This is a genomic window from Romboutsia sp. 1001713B170131_170501_G6 (assembly GCF_015668195.1).
Lineage (GTDB): Bacteria > Bacillota > Clostridia > Peptostreptococcales > Peptostreptococcaceae > Romboutsia_C.
The window spans coordinates 1-16,933 of the sequence record NZ_JADPFC010000012.1 but is presented as its reverse complement, the minus strand read 5'-3'; the positions used below and the strand labels follow the sequence as shown (position 1 = coordinate 16,933).

The window sequence follows — 16,933 nt, the reverse complement described above, 5'->3', positions numbered from 1 at the left end:
AAGGATTATATAATTACATGCAGAAATAGTATACTCATATGTATCTAATGCAGTATTAATTTGTAAGTAAATAATGAAATTCAAATATATTTATATCTAATAAGAGAGGGATGTTATGGAAGAAAAAAGAGTTGTGGAGATACCTATAGAAAATATAGTTCCAAATCCATATCAACCAAGAAAAGTATTTTCACAGTCAGCATTAGAGGAATTAAGCAACTCTATAAGAGTTTATGGAATACTTCAACCAATAACAGTTAGAGTTAAAGATGAAAAGTATGAATTAATTGCTGGAGAAAGAAGATTTAGAGCGGCTAAATTGGCAAATCTAACAGTAATACCGGCTATTATAAATAACATGTCTGACGAATATTCTGCTGTATTAGCACTGCTAGAGAATTTACAAAGAGAAGATTTAAATTTTATAGAAGAGGCTATGGGGTATGAAAATTTAATAAAAGAACATGATTTTACACAGCAGCAACTGGCAGAAAAGTTAGGAAAGAATCAATCTACTATAGCTAATAAACTTAGAATACTAAGATTGCCAAGTGATATAAAAATAAAATTAGTAGAAAATAACCTAACAGAAAGACATGCAAGAGCATTGCTTAAGTTACCAAATGAAGAGTTAATGAAGGATGTCTTAGATAAAATAATAAAAAATGAGCTAACTGTAAAGAAAACAGAAAAGTTGATAAAGGATATATTAGAAGATTTACAAGAAACTGAAGAGCCAGAGAAAAAGCAAAATATAAAAAGTTCAATGGCTATAAGAATATACTTAAATACTATGAAGCAAGCCTTCGATGCTATAATAGGAACAGGAATTGAGGCTAAATATAACGAAGTAGATAAGGGCGATTATATGGAGGTTGTTGTAAAAATTCCTAAAAAGTAAGGTTACTGCTTGGCAGTAGCCTTTTTTTATCAAAATTAGAATTAAAAATTTTATACTATAAAATTTGAAAAAGTGAATTTTAGAAGAAACAAGGGGGGAAATCTTGTGGGAAAAGTTATAGCAGTTTTTAATCAAAAAGGTGGAGTAGGAAAAACTACAACTAATGTAAATTTAAGTGCAAGTATAGGAAAGATGGGTAAAAAAGTACTAGTGCTAGATTTAGATCCACAAGGAAATACAACTAGTGGATATGGAATAGAGAAAAAAGAGGTAGAAAACACTATATATGAAGTAATGTTAGATGATGTAGATATAAGAGAGGCAATTTTACCTACAGAGTTTGAAAATGTAGATACCATTGCTTCAGCAACTGAGTTATCAGGAGCAGAAATAGAGCTTACTAATATGGACAAAAGAGAATATGTATTAAAAAATGCTATAGAATGCGTAAGAAAAGATTATGACTATATATTTATAGATTGTCCTCCTTCATTAGGAATGCTAACTATAAACTGTCTTACAGCAGTAGATAGTGTATTAATACCAATACAGTGTGAATATTATGCGCTAGAAGGTGTAAGTCAGCTTATGGAAACTATAAAGCTAGTTAAATCTAGACTTAATCCCAATATAGAGATACAAGGAGTAGTCCTTAGTATGTTTGATGGAAGAGCTAATTTATCAATACAGGTAGTTGAAGAGGTAAAAAGGTATTTCAAGGGAAGTGTATATACTACATTAATTCCTAGAAATGTTAGATTAGCAGAAGCACCTAGTCATGGAAAGCCAGTTATATATTATGATGCAAGATGCAGGGGAGCAGAGGCATACATGGACTTAGCAGAAGAGTTCATAGATTTAGAGGAGGATATAATATAATATGGAAAAAAAATCGTCTAAAAGAACAAATAGATTAGGAAGAGGTCTTAGTGCCTTAATTCCAGAAATTAAAGAAGGAATAGATAGTAAAGATATAATAAGTATAGAATTAAAGAATATATATCCTAATGAAACTCAGCCAAGAAAAGTGTTTGATGAAGAGAAAATACAAATTTTATCAGAATCTATAAAAAACTATGGGGTATTACAACCAATAGTAGTAAAGCCAGATGAAAATGGCAAATATATGATAATAGCAGGAGAAAGAAGATACAGAGCATCTAAGATGGCAAAATTAAAAGAAGTTCCTGTTGTTATTAAAGATATACCAATGAAAGATATAATGGAGATAGCTTTGATAGAGAACTTACAAAGAGAAGATTTAAACTCTATTGAAGAAGCCTTAGCTTACAAAGGATTAATAGACCATTATAAAGTCACTCAAGAAGAAATATCAGAAGCAGTAGGAAAAAGTAGACCACATATAACAAATACTTTAAGGTTATTAAATCTTGGAGAAGCAGTAATGAAGATGATAGAAAGTTGTCAAATGACAGCTGGCCATGGTAAGGCATTACTTAGAATATCAGACAAAGAGTTACAAGAAGAATTAGCAAAGAGAGTTATAGAAGAAGAGCTTTCAGTTAGAGCAACTGAAAATTTAGTTAAAACTATTGCAGAAAATAATACAAAAGAAGTACCAAAGAAAATAAAAGAGAAAGATATATTTATAGTTGATGTAGAAGAAAAACTTATGAATATATTTGGAACAAAAGTAAATATATCAAAAGGGAAGAAAAAGGGAAAAATAGAGATAGAATATTATAATGATGAAGAATTAAATAATATAATATCAATGATGCTTGAAGATAATTAATGTAAAGTGAGGAAATTTATATGATTTACTTAGACAATGCTGCAACTACATACCCTAAACCAGAGCAAGTTTATGATTCTATAATGGATTGTATGAAAAAATATTGTGCTAATCCAGGAAGAGCTGGACATAAAATGGCTATGAGGGCAGCAAGAGAGATTTATGACGCAAGAGAAAATATAGCAAAGTTATTTAATATAGATAATCCTATGAATATAATATTTACAAATAATGCTACTGATTCATTAAATTTAGCTATAAAAGGTGCTGTCAAAGAAGGCGACCATATAATAACAACAAGTATGGAGCATAATTCTGTAATAAGACCAATAAAATCCCTAGAAGCAAGAGGAATCTCAAATACAATAGTTAACTGCAATAAAGAAGGTTTCTTAGACGTAAATGATATAAAAAATGCAATAAAACCAAATACGAAATTAATAGTAACTACTCATGCATCAAATGTAGTAGGAACTTTAGTAGACATAAAAGCCGTAGGAGAGATAGCTAAAGAAAATAATATATTATACTTAGTAGATGCATCACAAACAGCGGGAGTGTATTCTATTGATGTAAAAGATATGAATGTAGATATGATAGCTGCTCCAGGCCATAAGTGCTTACTTGGACCTCAAGGAACAGGTATCTTATATATAAGAGAAGGCCTTAGTGTAGATATTTTAAAAGAAGGTGGAACAGGAAGTAAATCAGAGGACTTATTTCAACCTGAAATAGTTCCTGATAGATATGAATCTGGAACACACAATACTCCTGGAATAGCAGGATTAAATGAAGGAGTAAAATTTATATTAGAAAAAGGTATAGATAATATAAGATTACATGAAGAAGAACTATGTCAGTATATGTTAGATAAATTAGAAGAAGTTCCTAATATAAAGATATATGGTACTAAAGATAGCAAAAAAAGGGCAGCAGTTATAGCAATAAATATTGGAGATATGGATTCTGGAGAGATAACTTTTATACTAGATAGTGAATATGATATAGCCACTAGATCTGGTATACACTGTGCGCCATTAGCTCATAAAACTTTAGGAACCCTAGAGCAAGGTGCAGTTAGATTTAGCTTAGGGTACTTTAATACTAAAGAAGAAATAGATAAAGCCGTAGAGGCTTTAAAAGAAATTTCTAAAAATAACTAACAGATAAAAAAAAAGGTGTCTTAAAATAATTTTTAAGACACCTTTTTTTATGAAAGTACATAGATAAATTTTAAAATATATAAATTGAAAATAAAGTTAAATTTGCTTTATATTAACAAAAAACTAAAAGAAAATTTAATTAAACCTACATAAATAGGTAAAATATTACAAAATACATAGTGTTTTTAATATAAATTTAAGTTATAATCATCTTATAAGAAAATGGTTTCAAGGGGGAAATTTTAATATGGACATTCTAAGCTTAGGAGAGAAAATTAAGAAACTAAGAAAAGAAAAAAATATGACATTAAAAGAGTTAGCTGGAGATAGAATAACAGCAGCTCAAATAAGTCATATAGAGAGAGATAAATCTCATACAAGTCATGAGTTATTAGATTACTTATCACAAAAGTTAGAAGTAAGTGTAGACTATTTACTAGAGACTAAAGAAATGCAATCTAGAAGGATAACAGATAACTTAATTCTTCAAAGTGAAATTCATATAAAAAGAGGAGAACTTGAAAAAGCGGAAGAATTAATAAATAAAGTTTTAAGTATATGCAAAAAATTTAATTTAATAGATAATTATGGGAAATGTAATTTTTTATTAGGAACAATCAATCTAAAAAAAGAAGACTATAATCTTGTAGTTGGAAATTTAGAAAAAGCTTTGTATTATTTTATAAAAGATAATGATAAAGAAAATATATTTAGATGTTATTTAAATATAGGAAAAGTATATGTACAAGAAGCATTTTTCAAAGGTGCTATAACACATCTAGGATTTGCAGAGGACTTACTGCTAGAGGGTCAAATCGAAGATATGAGTATTCATAAAGATTTATATAGTAATATGGCATATTCTTACATGAAGTTAAATGACTCTGAAAAGTCTTTATACTATATAAATAAGATTAGTGATATAGAAATGCAAAATAATATAAAAGAAGAAATAGATATGTTGTTATTAAAGGCTAATAATTTCTTAAGAGCTGGAAAGTATGATGATTCTAAGGAATGTTTTAAAAGGGCATTAGAGTTATTAGAGGAAGAAGAAAATAAATCAGGAATAGCAAATGTTTATCTGAGAATATCTGATATATATAAAAACCTAGGAAATATAGATAAGGTTTTAGAGTATTCTCAAAAAGCCTATAATATAAATAAAAATAGTGAAGATAAGATAACTATAAAGAGTTTATCTAAAATAGTAGATGCATATATTGAAAATAAAGATTTTGAAGAAGCTAAAAAGTATTGTAAAGTAGCGCTAGCATTATCTATAAAATCAAAAAACAAGTGCAACGAATATAAAGCTTTAAAGTTGTATTCTAAGATACACAAAGCACAAAATGAAAATACATCGGCTATAGAATACCTATATAAGTGTGCAAACATAGTATCTGAATTGGGAGATACTAAAACACTAGCTGAATTATATATTGAGTTAGGAGAATTATATTCAAATATATCTAAGGAAAAAGAATTAGAGTACTACCACAAAGGGGTAGTTTTATATAAAAATTTAGAAATAATATAGAAAAATAAAACAGATATAGCATTTGCTATATCTGTTTTATTTTTAATAAGTTTATAGGATATTCATCTTGAAATTAAGTCATAAGATAAACAATTTGAAAGTTAGCCGTGTATTTCGATAAAATCAAAGAAATAAATTTCTTATAATTAAAATTAATTTGATAAGTAATTGTATAGAAATAATCTATAACGTTTAAATTTACATATGTGATAGAATTATTTTAAGGAATATGTAAGGAGAGGATATTATGCTAATAGAAATAGATGCAAGAGGACTAGCGTGTCCAAAGCCAGTAATAAATACAAAGAAAGAATTAGATAAGTTAGAAAATGGAGTTATAAGAGTCACAGTAGATAATACAATGGCAAAAGAAAATATAATAAAGTTATCAAAGTCATCTAATTGTGAAAGTAGCGTTTTAAGAGAAGAAGAAGATTTAATAGTAGTTGAAATAATAAAAGGTGAAAATGTAAAAATAGAAGAAGACACGAAGGTCGATCTAGATAATAAGTGTATATTTATATCTTCAGATAAAATGGGACAAGGAAATGATGAACTAGGAGAAGTTCTTATAAAAGGATATATATACACTTTGACAGAAACTAAGCCATATCCAAAACACATAGTATTTGTCAATTCAGGAGTAAGACTTACAACAGTAAATGAAGCTACAGTAGAAAACTTAAAAATACTAGAAAGTAATGGAGTAGAAGTACTATCTTGTGGTACATGTTTAGATTATTATAATTTAAAAGAATCATTACAAGTAGGTACAGTTACTAATATGTATAATATTGTAGAAGTAATGAATAACTCATTACAAACTATATCTATATAATGGACATAATAAGGTTACATATTGTATATGTAGCCTTATTTATATAAAATAATATTTATAATAACTAGATTAGAAAGAGGAAAAACAATGAATGAAATGTATATAGTATCATTTAACTCAACACATCATGCAATAAGAACAGAGAAGTTATTAAAGGAAAAGGAAATAGTATGTACAACATTACCTACACCAAGAGAGATAACGGCTAGTTGTGGAATTTCAATAAGATTTTTATACAATGATATAGAAAAAGTAAAAGAAACTTTAAAAGAAAGTGATGTAGAATATAAAGGTATATATAAAATAGTTAAGTTAGAAAATGGAAAAAAAGAAGCAACAGAGATAGTTTAAAAGGAGTGAATTTAGATGCCTATAAGTATTAAGCTAGGAGATGTTGTTGAAATGAAAAAACAACATCCTTGTGGAAATAAAGAATTCGAAATAACTAGAGTTGGTATGGATGTAAAGATAAAATGCACCAAATGCTCTAGAGAAATAATGCTAGACAGAGAAACTTTTGAAAAAAGAGTAAAAAAGATAATTACAAAAGAATAAAATAGAAAATTCAGAAAATTTCAAAGAGAGTATCGAATCAAATTTGGCGTTGCTATAATTAAAGTACAGGGTAAACAATTTCAGGGGGTGCTTTAATTATGGCAGTTAAATTTGCAAAGAGAATGGCAGGGTTAAAAGGATCAGAAATACGTGAGCTTTTAAAGTTGACGGAAAAACCAGAGGTTATATCTTTTGCTGGAGGATTACCTGCTCCAGAATTATTCCCAATAGAGGAAATGAAAAAGATTTCTACTATGGTTTTAGAAGAGGATGGAAGATCAGCTCTTCAATACTCTACAACTGAAGGTTATACTCCTTTAAGAGAACAAATAGCTGATAGAATGAATAGTAAAGCTAAAACTAATGTAACAAAGGATGATATATTGATAACTAATGGTTCACAACAAGGATTAGACTTTGCAGGGAAAGTTTTCTTAGACGAAGGTGACGTAGTTTTATGTGAAAGTCCATCCTACTTAGGAGCATTAAATGCTTTTAAAGCATATTTACCAAAATTCATAGAAGTTCCAACAGATAAAGATGGAATGATAATGGAAGAGTTAGAAAAAATATTAGAAACAACTGATAGAGTGAAAATGATATATGTAATACCAGATTTCCAAAACCCAACAGGAAGAACTTGGCCGATGGAAAGACGTAAAAAGTTCATGGAAATTATAAATAAATATGAAATACCAGTAATAGAAGACAACCCATATGGTGAATTAAGATTCGAAGGTGATACATTACCATCTTTAAAATCAATGGATAATAAAGGATTGGTAATATATCTAGGAAGCTTTTCAAAAATATTCTGTCCAGGATATAGAATAGGCTGGACATGTGCATCTCATGAAATATTAAGCAAATTTATATTCGTCAAACAAGGAGCAGACCTACAAGCATCTAGTATATCTCAAAGAGAAGTTAGTAAATACATAGAATTATATGATTTAGATAAACATGTTGAAAAATTAAAAGAAGTTTATAAAAGACGTAGAGATCTTATGTTAAAAACTATTAAAGAAGAATTCCCAGAAGGTTTAGAGTATACTCATCCAGAAGGCGGATTATTCACATGGGTAGAATTACCAAAGCATTTAGATTCAAAAGTTATAATGGAAGATTGTATAGCAAATAATGTTGCATATGTTCCAGGGGGATCATTCTTCCCTAATGGTGGAAAAGAAAATTGCTTTAGATTAAACTACTCAACATCTACAGATGAGAAAATAGTTGAGGGAATCAAGAGATTAGGTAAAGTTTTAAAGAAATATATGGAAGTAGAAGCAAACGCATAGATAGTATAAAAAAAGAGTGACCTACGGTCACTCTTTTTTAGGGGAGATTGGGATGAAATATATTTAAGTTATGGGGGCTATATATAAATAGTATTATCCATCATAATTTAATATATACGTATTAAAAACAAAAAAATTTACCATAATATATGAAGAAATATAAATTGACAATTATCTTTAGTAATGATAAAATGTGTAAGTATGAGATTTTAATCTCATTTCTCTGCTCTACGAAGTAGAGCCGTTAAGTCCAAAGGGAGGTGAAAAGATAATGAGAAATTATGAATTAGTTTTCGTAGTAAAGCCAAATGCTGATGAAGAAACTAGAGAAGCTGTACTTAACAAGGTTAAGGAAGTTATATCTACTGACGGTGAAGTAGCTAACGTTGACGTATGGGGAACTAGAAAATTAGCTTACCCAATAGCTAAGTTCAACGAAGGTCACTATGTATTAGTAAACTTCAGCGCTGGTGTTGAATTACCAAAAGAATTAGATAGAAACTTAAAGATAAACGAAAACGTAATAAGACACATGATAGTTGCTGCTTAATGACTAGTTTTATTATGTAAAAGGCGGTGTTATTATGAACCATGTTGTTTTAGTGGGTAGATTAACAAGAGACCCAGAGTTAAGATACATCGCAGGAAGTGGAACTCCTGTTGCTAATTTCTCAATAGCTATTGATAGAGAATTCTCAGGCAAAGATGGTAAGAGAGAAACGGATTTTATAGATATACAAGTTTGGGGCAAATCTGCAGAGAATTGCGCTAACTATATCGGTAAAGGAAGTTTAGTAGCTGTACAAGGCTCAATAAGAGTGGATGTATATCAAAACCAAGCTGGAGAAAACAGAAGAGCGTTTAGAGTTAATGCTAACAGAGTACAGTTCTTAGATAGTAGAAATAAATCGGAAAATTCGTATAATAAAGGAAATCAACCAGGATTTGAACCTAGTTTCGAGCCTACGTTTGAACCACAAGGATTAGACCCTCAAGGTTTCCAAGCTATAGATGACGACGATATACCATTCTAAAAAGGAGGGAAATGTTATGATAAACAAGAAGAGACGTAAGAAGAGAAGAGTTTGTCAATTCTGTGCTTCAAAAGACGTTAAGATAGATTACAAAAACACTCAAAGATTACAAAAATATGTAACTGAGAGAGGTAAAATATTACCAAGAAGAATATCTGGAACATGCGCTAAGCATCAAAGAGAATTAACAGTTGCTATAAAGAGAGCTAGAAACATAGCACTTTTACCATACACTGTAGAATAAGAAGGACGAGCCTTATGGCTCGTTTTTTTGTTATTCTAGTTAAATCTACTATGATTTATGATATAATATTTATATATTAAGGAGGGGGCAACTGTGAGATTAGATAGGAATTCCGATATAGCAAGAAACGTTAAAATAATGGAATGGATGAAAACAGAGTTGTTAATGAGCGTAGGGGATTTGTTTAACTTAATGTTTAAAGGAGTAAAGCCTTTAGATGAGGCATTACAAGATACTTTAGCAAATATTATAATGATAACATACCTTTTAGCAAAAAGATTGGGAATTAGTTTTAACGAAATGGATTATAAAATAAAAGAAAAGATAAAACTAGGAATAAATGAGAATCATAGTATAGAAAGATGGTATGGTGAGTTATCTGAACTCAAAAAACATATAGATAATAAGGAGTGAATCTAATTTGAATGATAAAGTAAAACTATCGCAAGTATCGATGATAGTTACGCTAGGGATATTATTAGCTCTAATAACAGCATACGTTCCTATATTTGCTGTACTAAGTTTTTTAATACCAGTACCTTATGCAATAATAGGAACCATAAGTAATAATAAGTACTCAATATTATCTTTGATAATTACTTTTTTAATACTTATATTTGGTGTAGATATAACATATGCTGTGAGTATTAGTATTATGAGCGTACTTCCTGGGATAGTTATAGGTAGTATTGCAAGAAAAAACATAAAAGAAGGTCAAGAAAATAAGTTTGAACCTATATATGCAGGAACAATTATAGTTATAATTTCAACTATAATTTTCTATACTATAGCAAATGTGGTGTTCAAAACTAATTTATTAGATAACTTTATGAATGGTATGAAGGAAGCTGTAAGTGTTCAGCTTCAAATTTTAGGTGATGCAGGTGTAGATGTAAGTAGTGGATTAAAAGTAGAAGATGTAATTACCTTTGCACAAAATCTTTTACCTACAATGCTATTTTTACAGGGGATAGTATTAGCGTTTGTTACATACTACATTGAGGTATTTATATTAAAAAGAATAAGAATGGTAAATTTAGAAATGCCTAAATTTAGAGATTTTTATTTACCGGGAAATCCAGTAATGGTGTCACTTATGCTATACATACTAGTTTTCTTAATTGATATGTTAGGCTTAAATTTTCATGGTGATTTAATCATAATGAATCTTCAACTAGTTTTTAATTTTATGTTTATGGCTCAGGGTATAGCAGTTTCTGTATATTACCTAAGAAATTGGTTTAAAGCTAGTCAAATAAAAAATATATTTATATCAGGATTAATCCTATATATATTCGGATTTATGGGTATATCTTTCTTAGGGATGTTAGATAGTGTAATAGATTTTAGAAAGGTAAGAAGCTATAAATCTGCGTAAGGAGGGAAGTAATGAGGAACAAACCAGCCTTGAAAATTAATATGCCAGAAAATAATGTATACATATTAATTATAGGTGTAGCGAGTACAGCACTACTTTTATATGATTTTTATGTAGGTTGCTTATTTTTCCTTATTTTCTTATATATAGTTTTCCACAACTGGAAAACTACTAATATTAGAAGAAAGGAATGGAATAATTACATTCAAAATCTATCTTTAGATATAGATGAAACAACAAAAAAAGCAATAATGAATTTGCCTATTCCACTTTGTATATTAGAATTTGATGGAAAAATATCTTGGTACAATAATAAATTCCATCAGATGACGGAAACACAAGATTTATTAGGTGAAAACATTGATGATATAGTAAAAAATCTAGATCTTAGAAAAGTTTTAAATGAAAATAAAGAAATGTACACAGATGTAAAGTATAAAGACAGAGATTATACCGTAGTATACAATGTTGTAAAAAATGATCAAGAAAAAAATGCAAAATATCTAATGATGTTATATTGGTTAGATAAGACAGATTATCTAAATTTACAGCAAAAGCATGAAGATGAGAAAAATTCTATGATGTTGATTCAGATTGATGGATACGATGATGTGTTAAAAAGTGCATCAGAGGATAAAAGACCAATGATAAATGTTGAAATAGAAAGAATTCTTTCTAATTTAGAAAATACATCTAAGTCAGCATTAAAAAGAACATCAAAAGATAAATTTTTCTTAGTTATGAACAAAAAAGAACTTAAAAAGCTAGAAAGTGAAAAATTTTCTGTACTAGATAAAATAAGAGAAATAGACTATGGAAATACATTACCTGTTACCATAAGTATGGGAATAGGTGTAGATGGAGATTCAATAAATGAAAATTTAAAATTAGCCTCTGGAGCTCTTGATTTAGCTTTAGGTAGAGGTGGAGATCAAGCTGTTATAAAAACTAAAGATAAGTCAGTATTCTACGGTGGAAAATCTAAAGCAGTAGAAAAAACTACAAAAGTAAAATCAAGATTAATAGGTCATGCACTAAGAGAAATTATATTAGAAAGTGATCATGTATATATAATGGGACATAAATATCCAGATATGGATGCTATGGGGTCGGCAGTTGGAATATATGATATATGTAAATCTTGCGGTAAAAAAGCCAATATAGTTCTAGACAGTACAAATGAATCAATAGATATATTTGTAGATAGAATAGAATCTTCAGATTATTATGATGGAATATTTATAGATAGCGAAGAAGCTATAAGAAGTTGTACGAGAAATACACTTATAGTAGTAGTTGATACTCATAGACCTAATTTTACAGAATGTAATGAACTCTTAGGTATATCTGATAAAATCGTAGTAATAGATCACCACAGAAGAGGTGTTGAATTTATAAATGATACGGTACTTTTATTCCATGAAATATACGTATCATCTACATGTGAGATGGTAACTGAGCTAGTTCAATACATGGAGGATAATGTAAAAATAAACAAATTAACTGCAGAAGGCTTATTAGCTGGTATAACGCTAGATACTAAAAATTTCGCCTTCAAAACAGGGGTAAGAACCTTTGAAGCTGCATCATATCTTAAAAAAGTAGGTGCAGATACTGTAGAAGTCAAAAAGCTATTTAACTCAGACATAAGTGATTTTATAACTAAGGCTGAAATCATACAAAGTGCTAAGATAGTTTATGGAAAAATCTGTTTAGCTTATACAGAAAGAGTAGCAGATAACATAAATATAGTAATAGCACAAGCAGCAGATGAATTATTAAATATAAAGGAAGTTGAAGCATCATTTGTCCTAGGAAAAAAAGATGATAAAATATTCATAAGTGCAAGGTCATTAGGAGAAACCAATGTACATGTTCTTATGGAAAAACTAGGCGGAGGAGGGCACAAGGATATAGCAGGTGCTCAATTAGAAGGTGTTTCATTAAAAACTGCATATTCAATGGTACAAGATATAATTGACGAATGCATAAAGGAGGAGAAATAGATGAAAGTTATATTATTAAAAGACGTTAAAGGAACTGGTAAAAAAGGTGAAGTAAAAGAAGTAAGTGATGGATACGCAAGAAACTTCTTACTTAAAAAGAAATTAGCAGTTGTAGCAGATAATACAGCAGTAAAAGAATTAGGTGAAAAGAAGAAATCTGAAGAAATAAAAGCTCAAAAAGAGTACGAAGCAGCAGTAGAATTAGGAAAGAAAATGGAAGAATTAAATGTTGTTATATACTCTAAAGCTGGTGATGGTGGAAGATTATTTGGATCAATAACATCTAAAGATATAGCAGAACAAATAAAAAAACAACACTCTATAGAAGTAGATAAGAGAAAAATACACTTAGATGAACCAATAAGAGCTTTAGGTTCAAGATTCGTTGAGATAAAGATACATCAAAAAGTAACTACTAAGATGAGAGTAGATGTAAAAGAGAAACAATAGAAAAGACACTTGAGGTGATAAACAATGGAGGATATGACTAGAATTCCTCCACATAGTGTGGAATCAGAACAGTCTATATTAGGATCTATATTACTTGATAAAGATGCAATGATAACGGTGAGTGAAACTATAAAGCCAAATGACTTTTACAAAGAAGCTCACAAAATCATATATGAATGCATGATAAAGTTAAGTAATAAAGGTGAACCAATAGACTTAATAACCCTAACAGAAGAACTTAAAAAAGAAGGACATTTAGATGATGTAGGAGGCATAAGTTATATAACAAGTTTATCAACAATTGTCCCTACAACATCTAATGTGAAGTATTATGCAGATATAGTGAAGGAAAAATCAGTTTTAAGACAACTTATAAAAGCATCTAATGAAATTATAAGCTTAGGATATGAAGGTTCCTCGAAAATAGAAGATGTATTAGAAAAAGCAGAAAAACAGATATTTGATATATCTCAAGAAAAAGCTAGTGATGATTTTAAATCTATAAACAGTGTACTAATGGATACTTATGATATGATTGAACATCTATACACATCAAAAAGTGAAATAACAGGAATAACGACTGGTTTTAAAGACTTAAACAAAAAGATAAATGGATTACAGAGAACAGACTTAATATTAATAGCAGCTCGTCCGGCTATGGGTAAAACTGCGTTTTCATTAAATCTTGTCCAAAATGCAGCACTAAAAGGTGATGCATCTGTAGCTGTATTTAGTTTAGAGATGTCTAAAGAACAGTTAGTTCAACGTATGTTATCATCACAATCTAGCGTAGAGCTTAAAAAGTTAAAAACAGGAAAGCTAGGAGAAAATGACTGGCCTAGAATAATAGATTCTATGGCAGTTTTATCTAATGCTAAGATATATATAGATGATACTCCAGGTATAAAAATATCAGAATTAAGATCAAAATGTAGAAAGCTTAAAATAGAGCAAGGATTAGATTTAATACTTATAGATTATCTTCAACTTATGGAAGGTGAAGGTAATAATGAAAGTAGACAGCAAGAAATATCAAAAATATCAAGATCTCTAAAAATAATCGCAAAAGAACTTAATTGTCCAGTAGTAGCATTATCTCAGCTATCTCGTGCACCAGAGCAAAGAGCAGATCATAGACCTATGCTATCAGATTTAAGAGAATCTGGAGCAATAGAGCAGGATGCTGATATAGTAATGTTTTTATATAGAGATGAATATTATCATCCAGATTCAGAAAAAAAGAACATAGGAGAGGTAATAATAGCTAAAAATAGACATGGTGAAACTGGTGCAGTAGAACTAGTTTGGCTTGGCGAAGTTCAAAAATTTGCGGATAAATCTAGGGATATGTAAATAAGATATCCACAGAAATTTCTTTGAAATTGGTTAAAGTGTGTGGATAAATGTAGGAAAAAAATCATAAATGTTGAAAAATACAAAAACACTTATCCACATTATCCACATGTAACCTGTTGATAAATGTGAATAAGTACAAAAAAAAGCAAGCTATTAGCTTGCTTTTATTGTTTACAACTTAATATTTATAAATACAAATTTTTTATGGGGGAAAAATGTGTTGCATATAAATGTATTATATATATATCCAAAAATAATAGAAATAAACAAAGAAATAAATTTATTTAGAATAATTGATAATAATATAAAAGAGACATTAGTATTTTACTGCAAAAAAGAATCTAACTATAAGATTATGATGATGGATACAATGTCTGGAGAAAATAAAGAAATTTTAGGTGTATCTAAAATAGGAGAAGTAGAAAAATTTATAAAAGGTATAGAAAAATCAGAAGGAACAATAAAGGGTTTAAATAGCTTAGAAGATATAAAAAAATACATATTAAACTTAAAGTGTAAATAAAAAAGTTTGAAAATGTATCGAATGTTTGATAAAATGTATTGGTAAAGTGTTCGAAAATCTATAGTAGAGGTGAGTTATATGAAAACAGTAGCGATTGTAGGATCTCAATGGGGAGACGAAGGAAAAGGTAAAGTTATAGATTACCTTGCTACACAAGCAGATGTAGTAGTAAGAGGACAAGGTGGAAATAATGCAGGACATACATTAGTTGTAGATGGCAAAAAATTCGCTTTACGTCTAATACCATCTGGAGTATTAAATCCTAACACTATAAATGTAATAGGAAATGGTATAGTGTTTGATCCAAAAGGATTTTTAGAAGAGATAGAGACTTTAAATAAAGAAAATATAGATACTAGTAATATAAAAGTAAGTGATAGAGCTCATGTTGTATTCCCATACCACAAGGAATTAGATGCACTAGCAGAAGAAGCTAGAGGAGATAACAAAATAGGGACTACAAAAAAAGGTATAGGACCTTGTTACATGGATAAAACTGAGAGATCAGGAATAAGAATATGTGACTTAATGGATAAAGACATATTTGCTAAAAAATTAAAAGCACAAATAGATGCTAAGAATAAATTAGTTCAAGGTGTATACGGAAAAGAAGCAATGTTTGACTTTGAAACTATATACAATGAGTATTTAGGATATGCAGATCAAATAAGAAAAAATGTTGCAGATACTTCAGTTGTAGTATATGATGCTATAAAAGCTGGTAAAAAAGTATTATTCGAAGGTGCACAAGGAACATTACTAGACTTAGATTTAGGTACGTACCCATACGTTACATCTTCTCATCCAACATCAGGAGGATTCTCTATAGGAGCAGGTGTTGGACCAAACATGATAAAAGATGTTGTAGGTATAGTAAAAGCATACACTACAAGAGTTGGTGAAGGACCATTTGTTACTGAATTAGACAATGAAATAGGAGAAAGAATAAGAATCCAAGGTCATGAGTTTGGTACAGTAACAGGAAGATCTAGAAGATGTGGATGGTTTGACGCTGTAATAGTTAAATATGCTGCAAGAGTAAACGGATTAACTAGTATATCATTCATGTTATTAGATGTTTTAAGTGGATTCGAAAAAATAAATATATGTACAGGATACAAAATGGGAGATAAGATAATAACAGACTTCCCAGCATCATTAGAAGATTTAGCTAAGTGTGAACCTGTATACGAAGAATTAGATGGATGGAATGAAGATTTAACAACTATAGAAAGATATGAAGATCTTCCAGAAAATGCTAAGAAGTATATAGATAGAATAGAAGAAATAGTTGGAGTTAGTATAGACATGGTTTCAGTAGGACCAAACAGAGCTCAAACTATAATAAGAAAAAATATATTTGCTTAATATACATAAGTGTAGTGGATTATATCCACTACACTTTTTTAGCATATATAAAATTACTTTAAATTTAAAAATAGAAAAAAATTTTTAGATATTTGTATCTAAAGGTATTTTATAAATATTAAATAAAAACTTGCTTTGCTAATATCGTAAAAGACTTTGTCCATTGCTCAAAATGTTAATTAAAATATTTACCTATAAATTATTATTTATACCCTAATTTTTAAAAAATATAGGTCATATAATTATTAAATATTTAAAATTAAGTAATTTTTAATAAAAAGTTAATCTCTGAACCACTGTTATTTACTGGGTTTGGTAGAAAAATACCCAAAAAAGTAAAAAAATATAAAAAAATGTAAAAAAAGTGTTGACGAAAGTGTATGAACCTAATATAATAATATTTGTGAGTGAGAGAAACACGAACAAGCCGAAAGGCAAAAAGGAAATGACCCATTAGCTCAGTCGGTAGAGCACCTGACTTTTAATCAGGGTGTCCCGCGTTCGAGTCGCGGATGGGTCA

General features: G+C 29.2%; 19 protein-coding genes and 1 tRNA gene. All 20 read left to right on the top strand.

Annotation, left to right across the window (positions count from 1 at the left end; all coding sequences use genetic code 11):
* The first annotated feature begins 115 nt into the window (after window positions 1-115).
* Window positions 116-901 (top strand): nucleoid occlusion protein, encoded by a 786-nt coding sequence (gene noc, locus I4U89_RS14465; RefSeq protein ID WP_195940988.1) that lies wholly within the window; start codon window positions 116-118, stop codon window positions 899-901.
* A gap of 105 nt (window positions 902-1,006) precedes the next feature.
* The gene (locus tag I4U89_RS14460; RefSeq protein ID WP_195940987.1) at window positions 1,007-1,780 is read left to right on the top strand and encodes a ParA family protein; all 774 of its coding nucleotides are present in this window, start codon (window positions 1,007-1,009) and stop codon (window positions 1,778-1,780) included.
* 1 nt (window position 1,781) lies between these two features.
* A complete protein-coding gene (locus I4U89_RS14455) occupies window positions 1,782-2,657 on the top strand; it encodes a ParB/RepB/Spo0J family partition protein (RefSeq protein WP_195940986.1) in 876 nt (291 codons plus the stop codon).
* Between the two features lie 20 nt (window positions 2,658-2,677).
* Window positions 2,678-3,820 (top strand): aminotransferase class V-fold PLP-dependent enzyme, encoded by a 1,143-nt coding sequence (locus tag I4U89_RS14450; RefSeq protein ID WP_195940985.1) that lies wholly within the window; start codon window positions 2,678-2,680, stop codon window positions 3,818-3,820.
* A gap of 247 nt (window positions 3,821-4,067) precedes the next feature.
* On the top strand, window positions 4,068-5,360 hold the full coding sequence (locus tag I4U89_RS14445) for a helix-turn-helix domain-containing protein (RefSeq protein WP_195940984.1): 1,293 nt from the start codon (window positions 4,068-4,070) through the stop codon (window positions 5,358-5,360).
* Between the two features lie 247 nt (window positions 5,361-5,607).
* On the top strand, window positions 5,608-6,198 hold the full coding sequence (yedF, locus tag I4U89_RS14440; protein WP_195940983.1) for a sulfurtransferase-like selenium metabolism protein YedF: 591 nt from the start codon (window positions 5,608-5,610) through the stop codon (window positions 6,196-6,198).
* Window positions 6,199-6,285: 87 nt separating this feature from the next.
* Window positions 6,286-6,549, top strand: coding sequence for a DUF3343 domain-containing protein (locus tag I4U89_RS14435; protein WP_195940982.1), 264 nt, complete (start codon window positions 6,286-6,288; stop codon window positions 6,547-6,549).
* 15 nt (window positions 6,550-6,564) lie between these two features.
* Window positions 6,565-6,753, top strand: a complete 189-nt coding sequence (locus I4U89_RS14430) for a DUF951 domain-containing protein (protein WP_195940981.1) — start codon at window positions 6,565-6,567, stop codon at window positions 6,751-6,753.
* A 98-nt stretch (window positions 6,754-6,851) separates the two neighbouring features.
* Window positions 6,852-8,054: an aminotransferase-like domain-containing protein gene (locus I4U89_RS14425; protein ID WP_195940980.1), complete on the top strand. Its 1,203-nt coding sequence runs from the start codon at window positions 6,852-6,854 to the stop codon at window positions 8,052-8,054.
* A 271-nt stretch (window positions 8,055-8,325) separates the two neighbouring features.
* Window positions 8,326-8,604, top strand: a complete 279-nt coding sequence (gene rpsF, locus I4U89_RS14420) for a 30S ribosomal protein S6 (RefSeq protein ID WP_092921669.1) — start codon at window positions 8,326-8,328, stop codon at window positions 8,602-8,604.
* A 34-nt stretch (window positions 8,605-8,638) separates the two neighbouring features.
* Complete coding sequence (locus I4U89_RS14415) at window positions 8,639-9,088, top strand: single-stranded DNA-binding protein (RefSeq protein ID WP_195940979.1); 450 nt, start codon at window positions 8,639-8,641, stop codon at window positions 9,086-9,088.
* 16 nt (window positions 9,089-9,104) lie between these two features.
* The gene (gene rpsR, locus I4U89_RS14410; RefSeq protein WP_092921665.1) at window positions 9,105-9,332 is read left to right on the top strand and encodes a 30S ribosomal protein S18; all 228 of its coding nucleotides are present in this window, start codon (window positions 9,105-9,107) and stop codon (window positions 9,330-9,332) included.
* Window positions 9,333-9,425: 93 nt separating this feature from the next.
* Window positions 9,426-9,746, top strand: coding sequence for a MazG-like family protein (locus I4U89_RS14405; RefSeq protein ID WP_092921663.1), 321 nt, complete (start codon window positions 9,426-9,428; stop codon window positions 9,744-9,746).
* Between the two features lie 7 nt (window positions 9,747-9,753).
* Window positions 9,754-10,710, top strand: a complete 957-nt coding sequence (locus tag I4U89_RS14400; RefSeq protein ID WP_195940978.1) for a DUF2232 domain-containing protein — start codon at window positions 9,754-9,756, stop codon at window positions 10,708-10,710.
* Between the two features lie 11 nt (window positions 10,711-10,721).
* The gene (locus I4U89_RS14395) at window positions 10,722-12,716 is read left to right on the top strand and encodes a DHH family phosphoesterase (RefSeq protein ID WP_195940977.1); all 1,995 of its coding nucleotides are present in this window, start codon (window positions 10,722-10,724) and stop codon (window positions 12,714-12,716) included.
* On the top strand, window positions 12,717-13,166 hold the full coding sequence (gene rplI, locus I4U89_RS14390; protein ID WP_195940976.1) for a 50S ribosomal protein L9: 450 nt from the start codon (window positions 12,717-12,719) through the stop codon (window positions 13,164-13,166). It abuts the gene before it with no gap.
* A gap of 24 nt (window positions 13,167-13,190) precedes the next feature.
* Window positions 13,191-14,519, top strand: a complete 1,329-nt coding sequence (dnaB, locus tag I4U89_RS14385; RefSeq protein WP_092921655.1) for a replicative DNA helicase — start codon at window positions 13,191-13,193, stop codon at window positions 14,517-14,519.
* Window positions 14,520-14,739: 220 nt separating this feature from the next.
* Window positions 14,740-15,045 carry a hypothetical protein gene (locus tag I4U89_RS14380; protein WP_195940975.1) on the top strand — a complete coding sequence of 102 codons (306 nt, stop codon included), beginning with the start codon at window positions 14,740-14,742 and terminating at the stop codon, window positions 15,043-15,045.
* Window positions 15,046-15,123: 78 nt separating this feature from the next.
* Entirely contained in the window at window positions 15,124-16,413 is a 1,290-nt protein-coding gene (locus I4U89_RS14375) for an adenylosuccinate synthase (RefSeq protein ID WP_195940974.1), read from the top strand.
* Window positions 16,414-16,860: 447 nt separating this feature from the next.
* A tRNA-Lys gene (locus I4U89_RS14370) sits at window positions 16,861-16,933 on the top strand.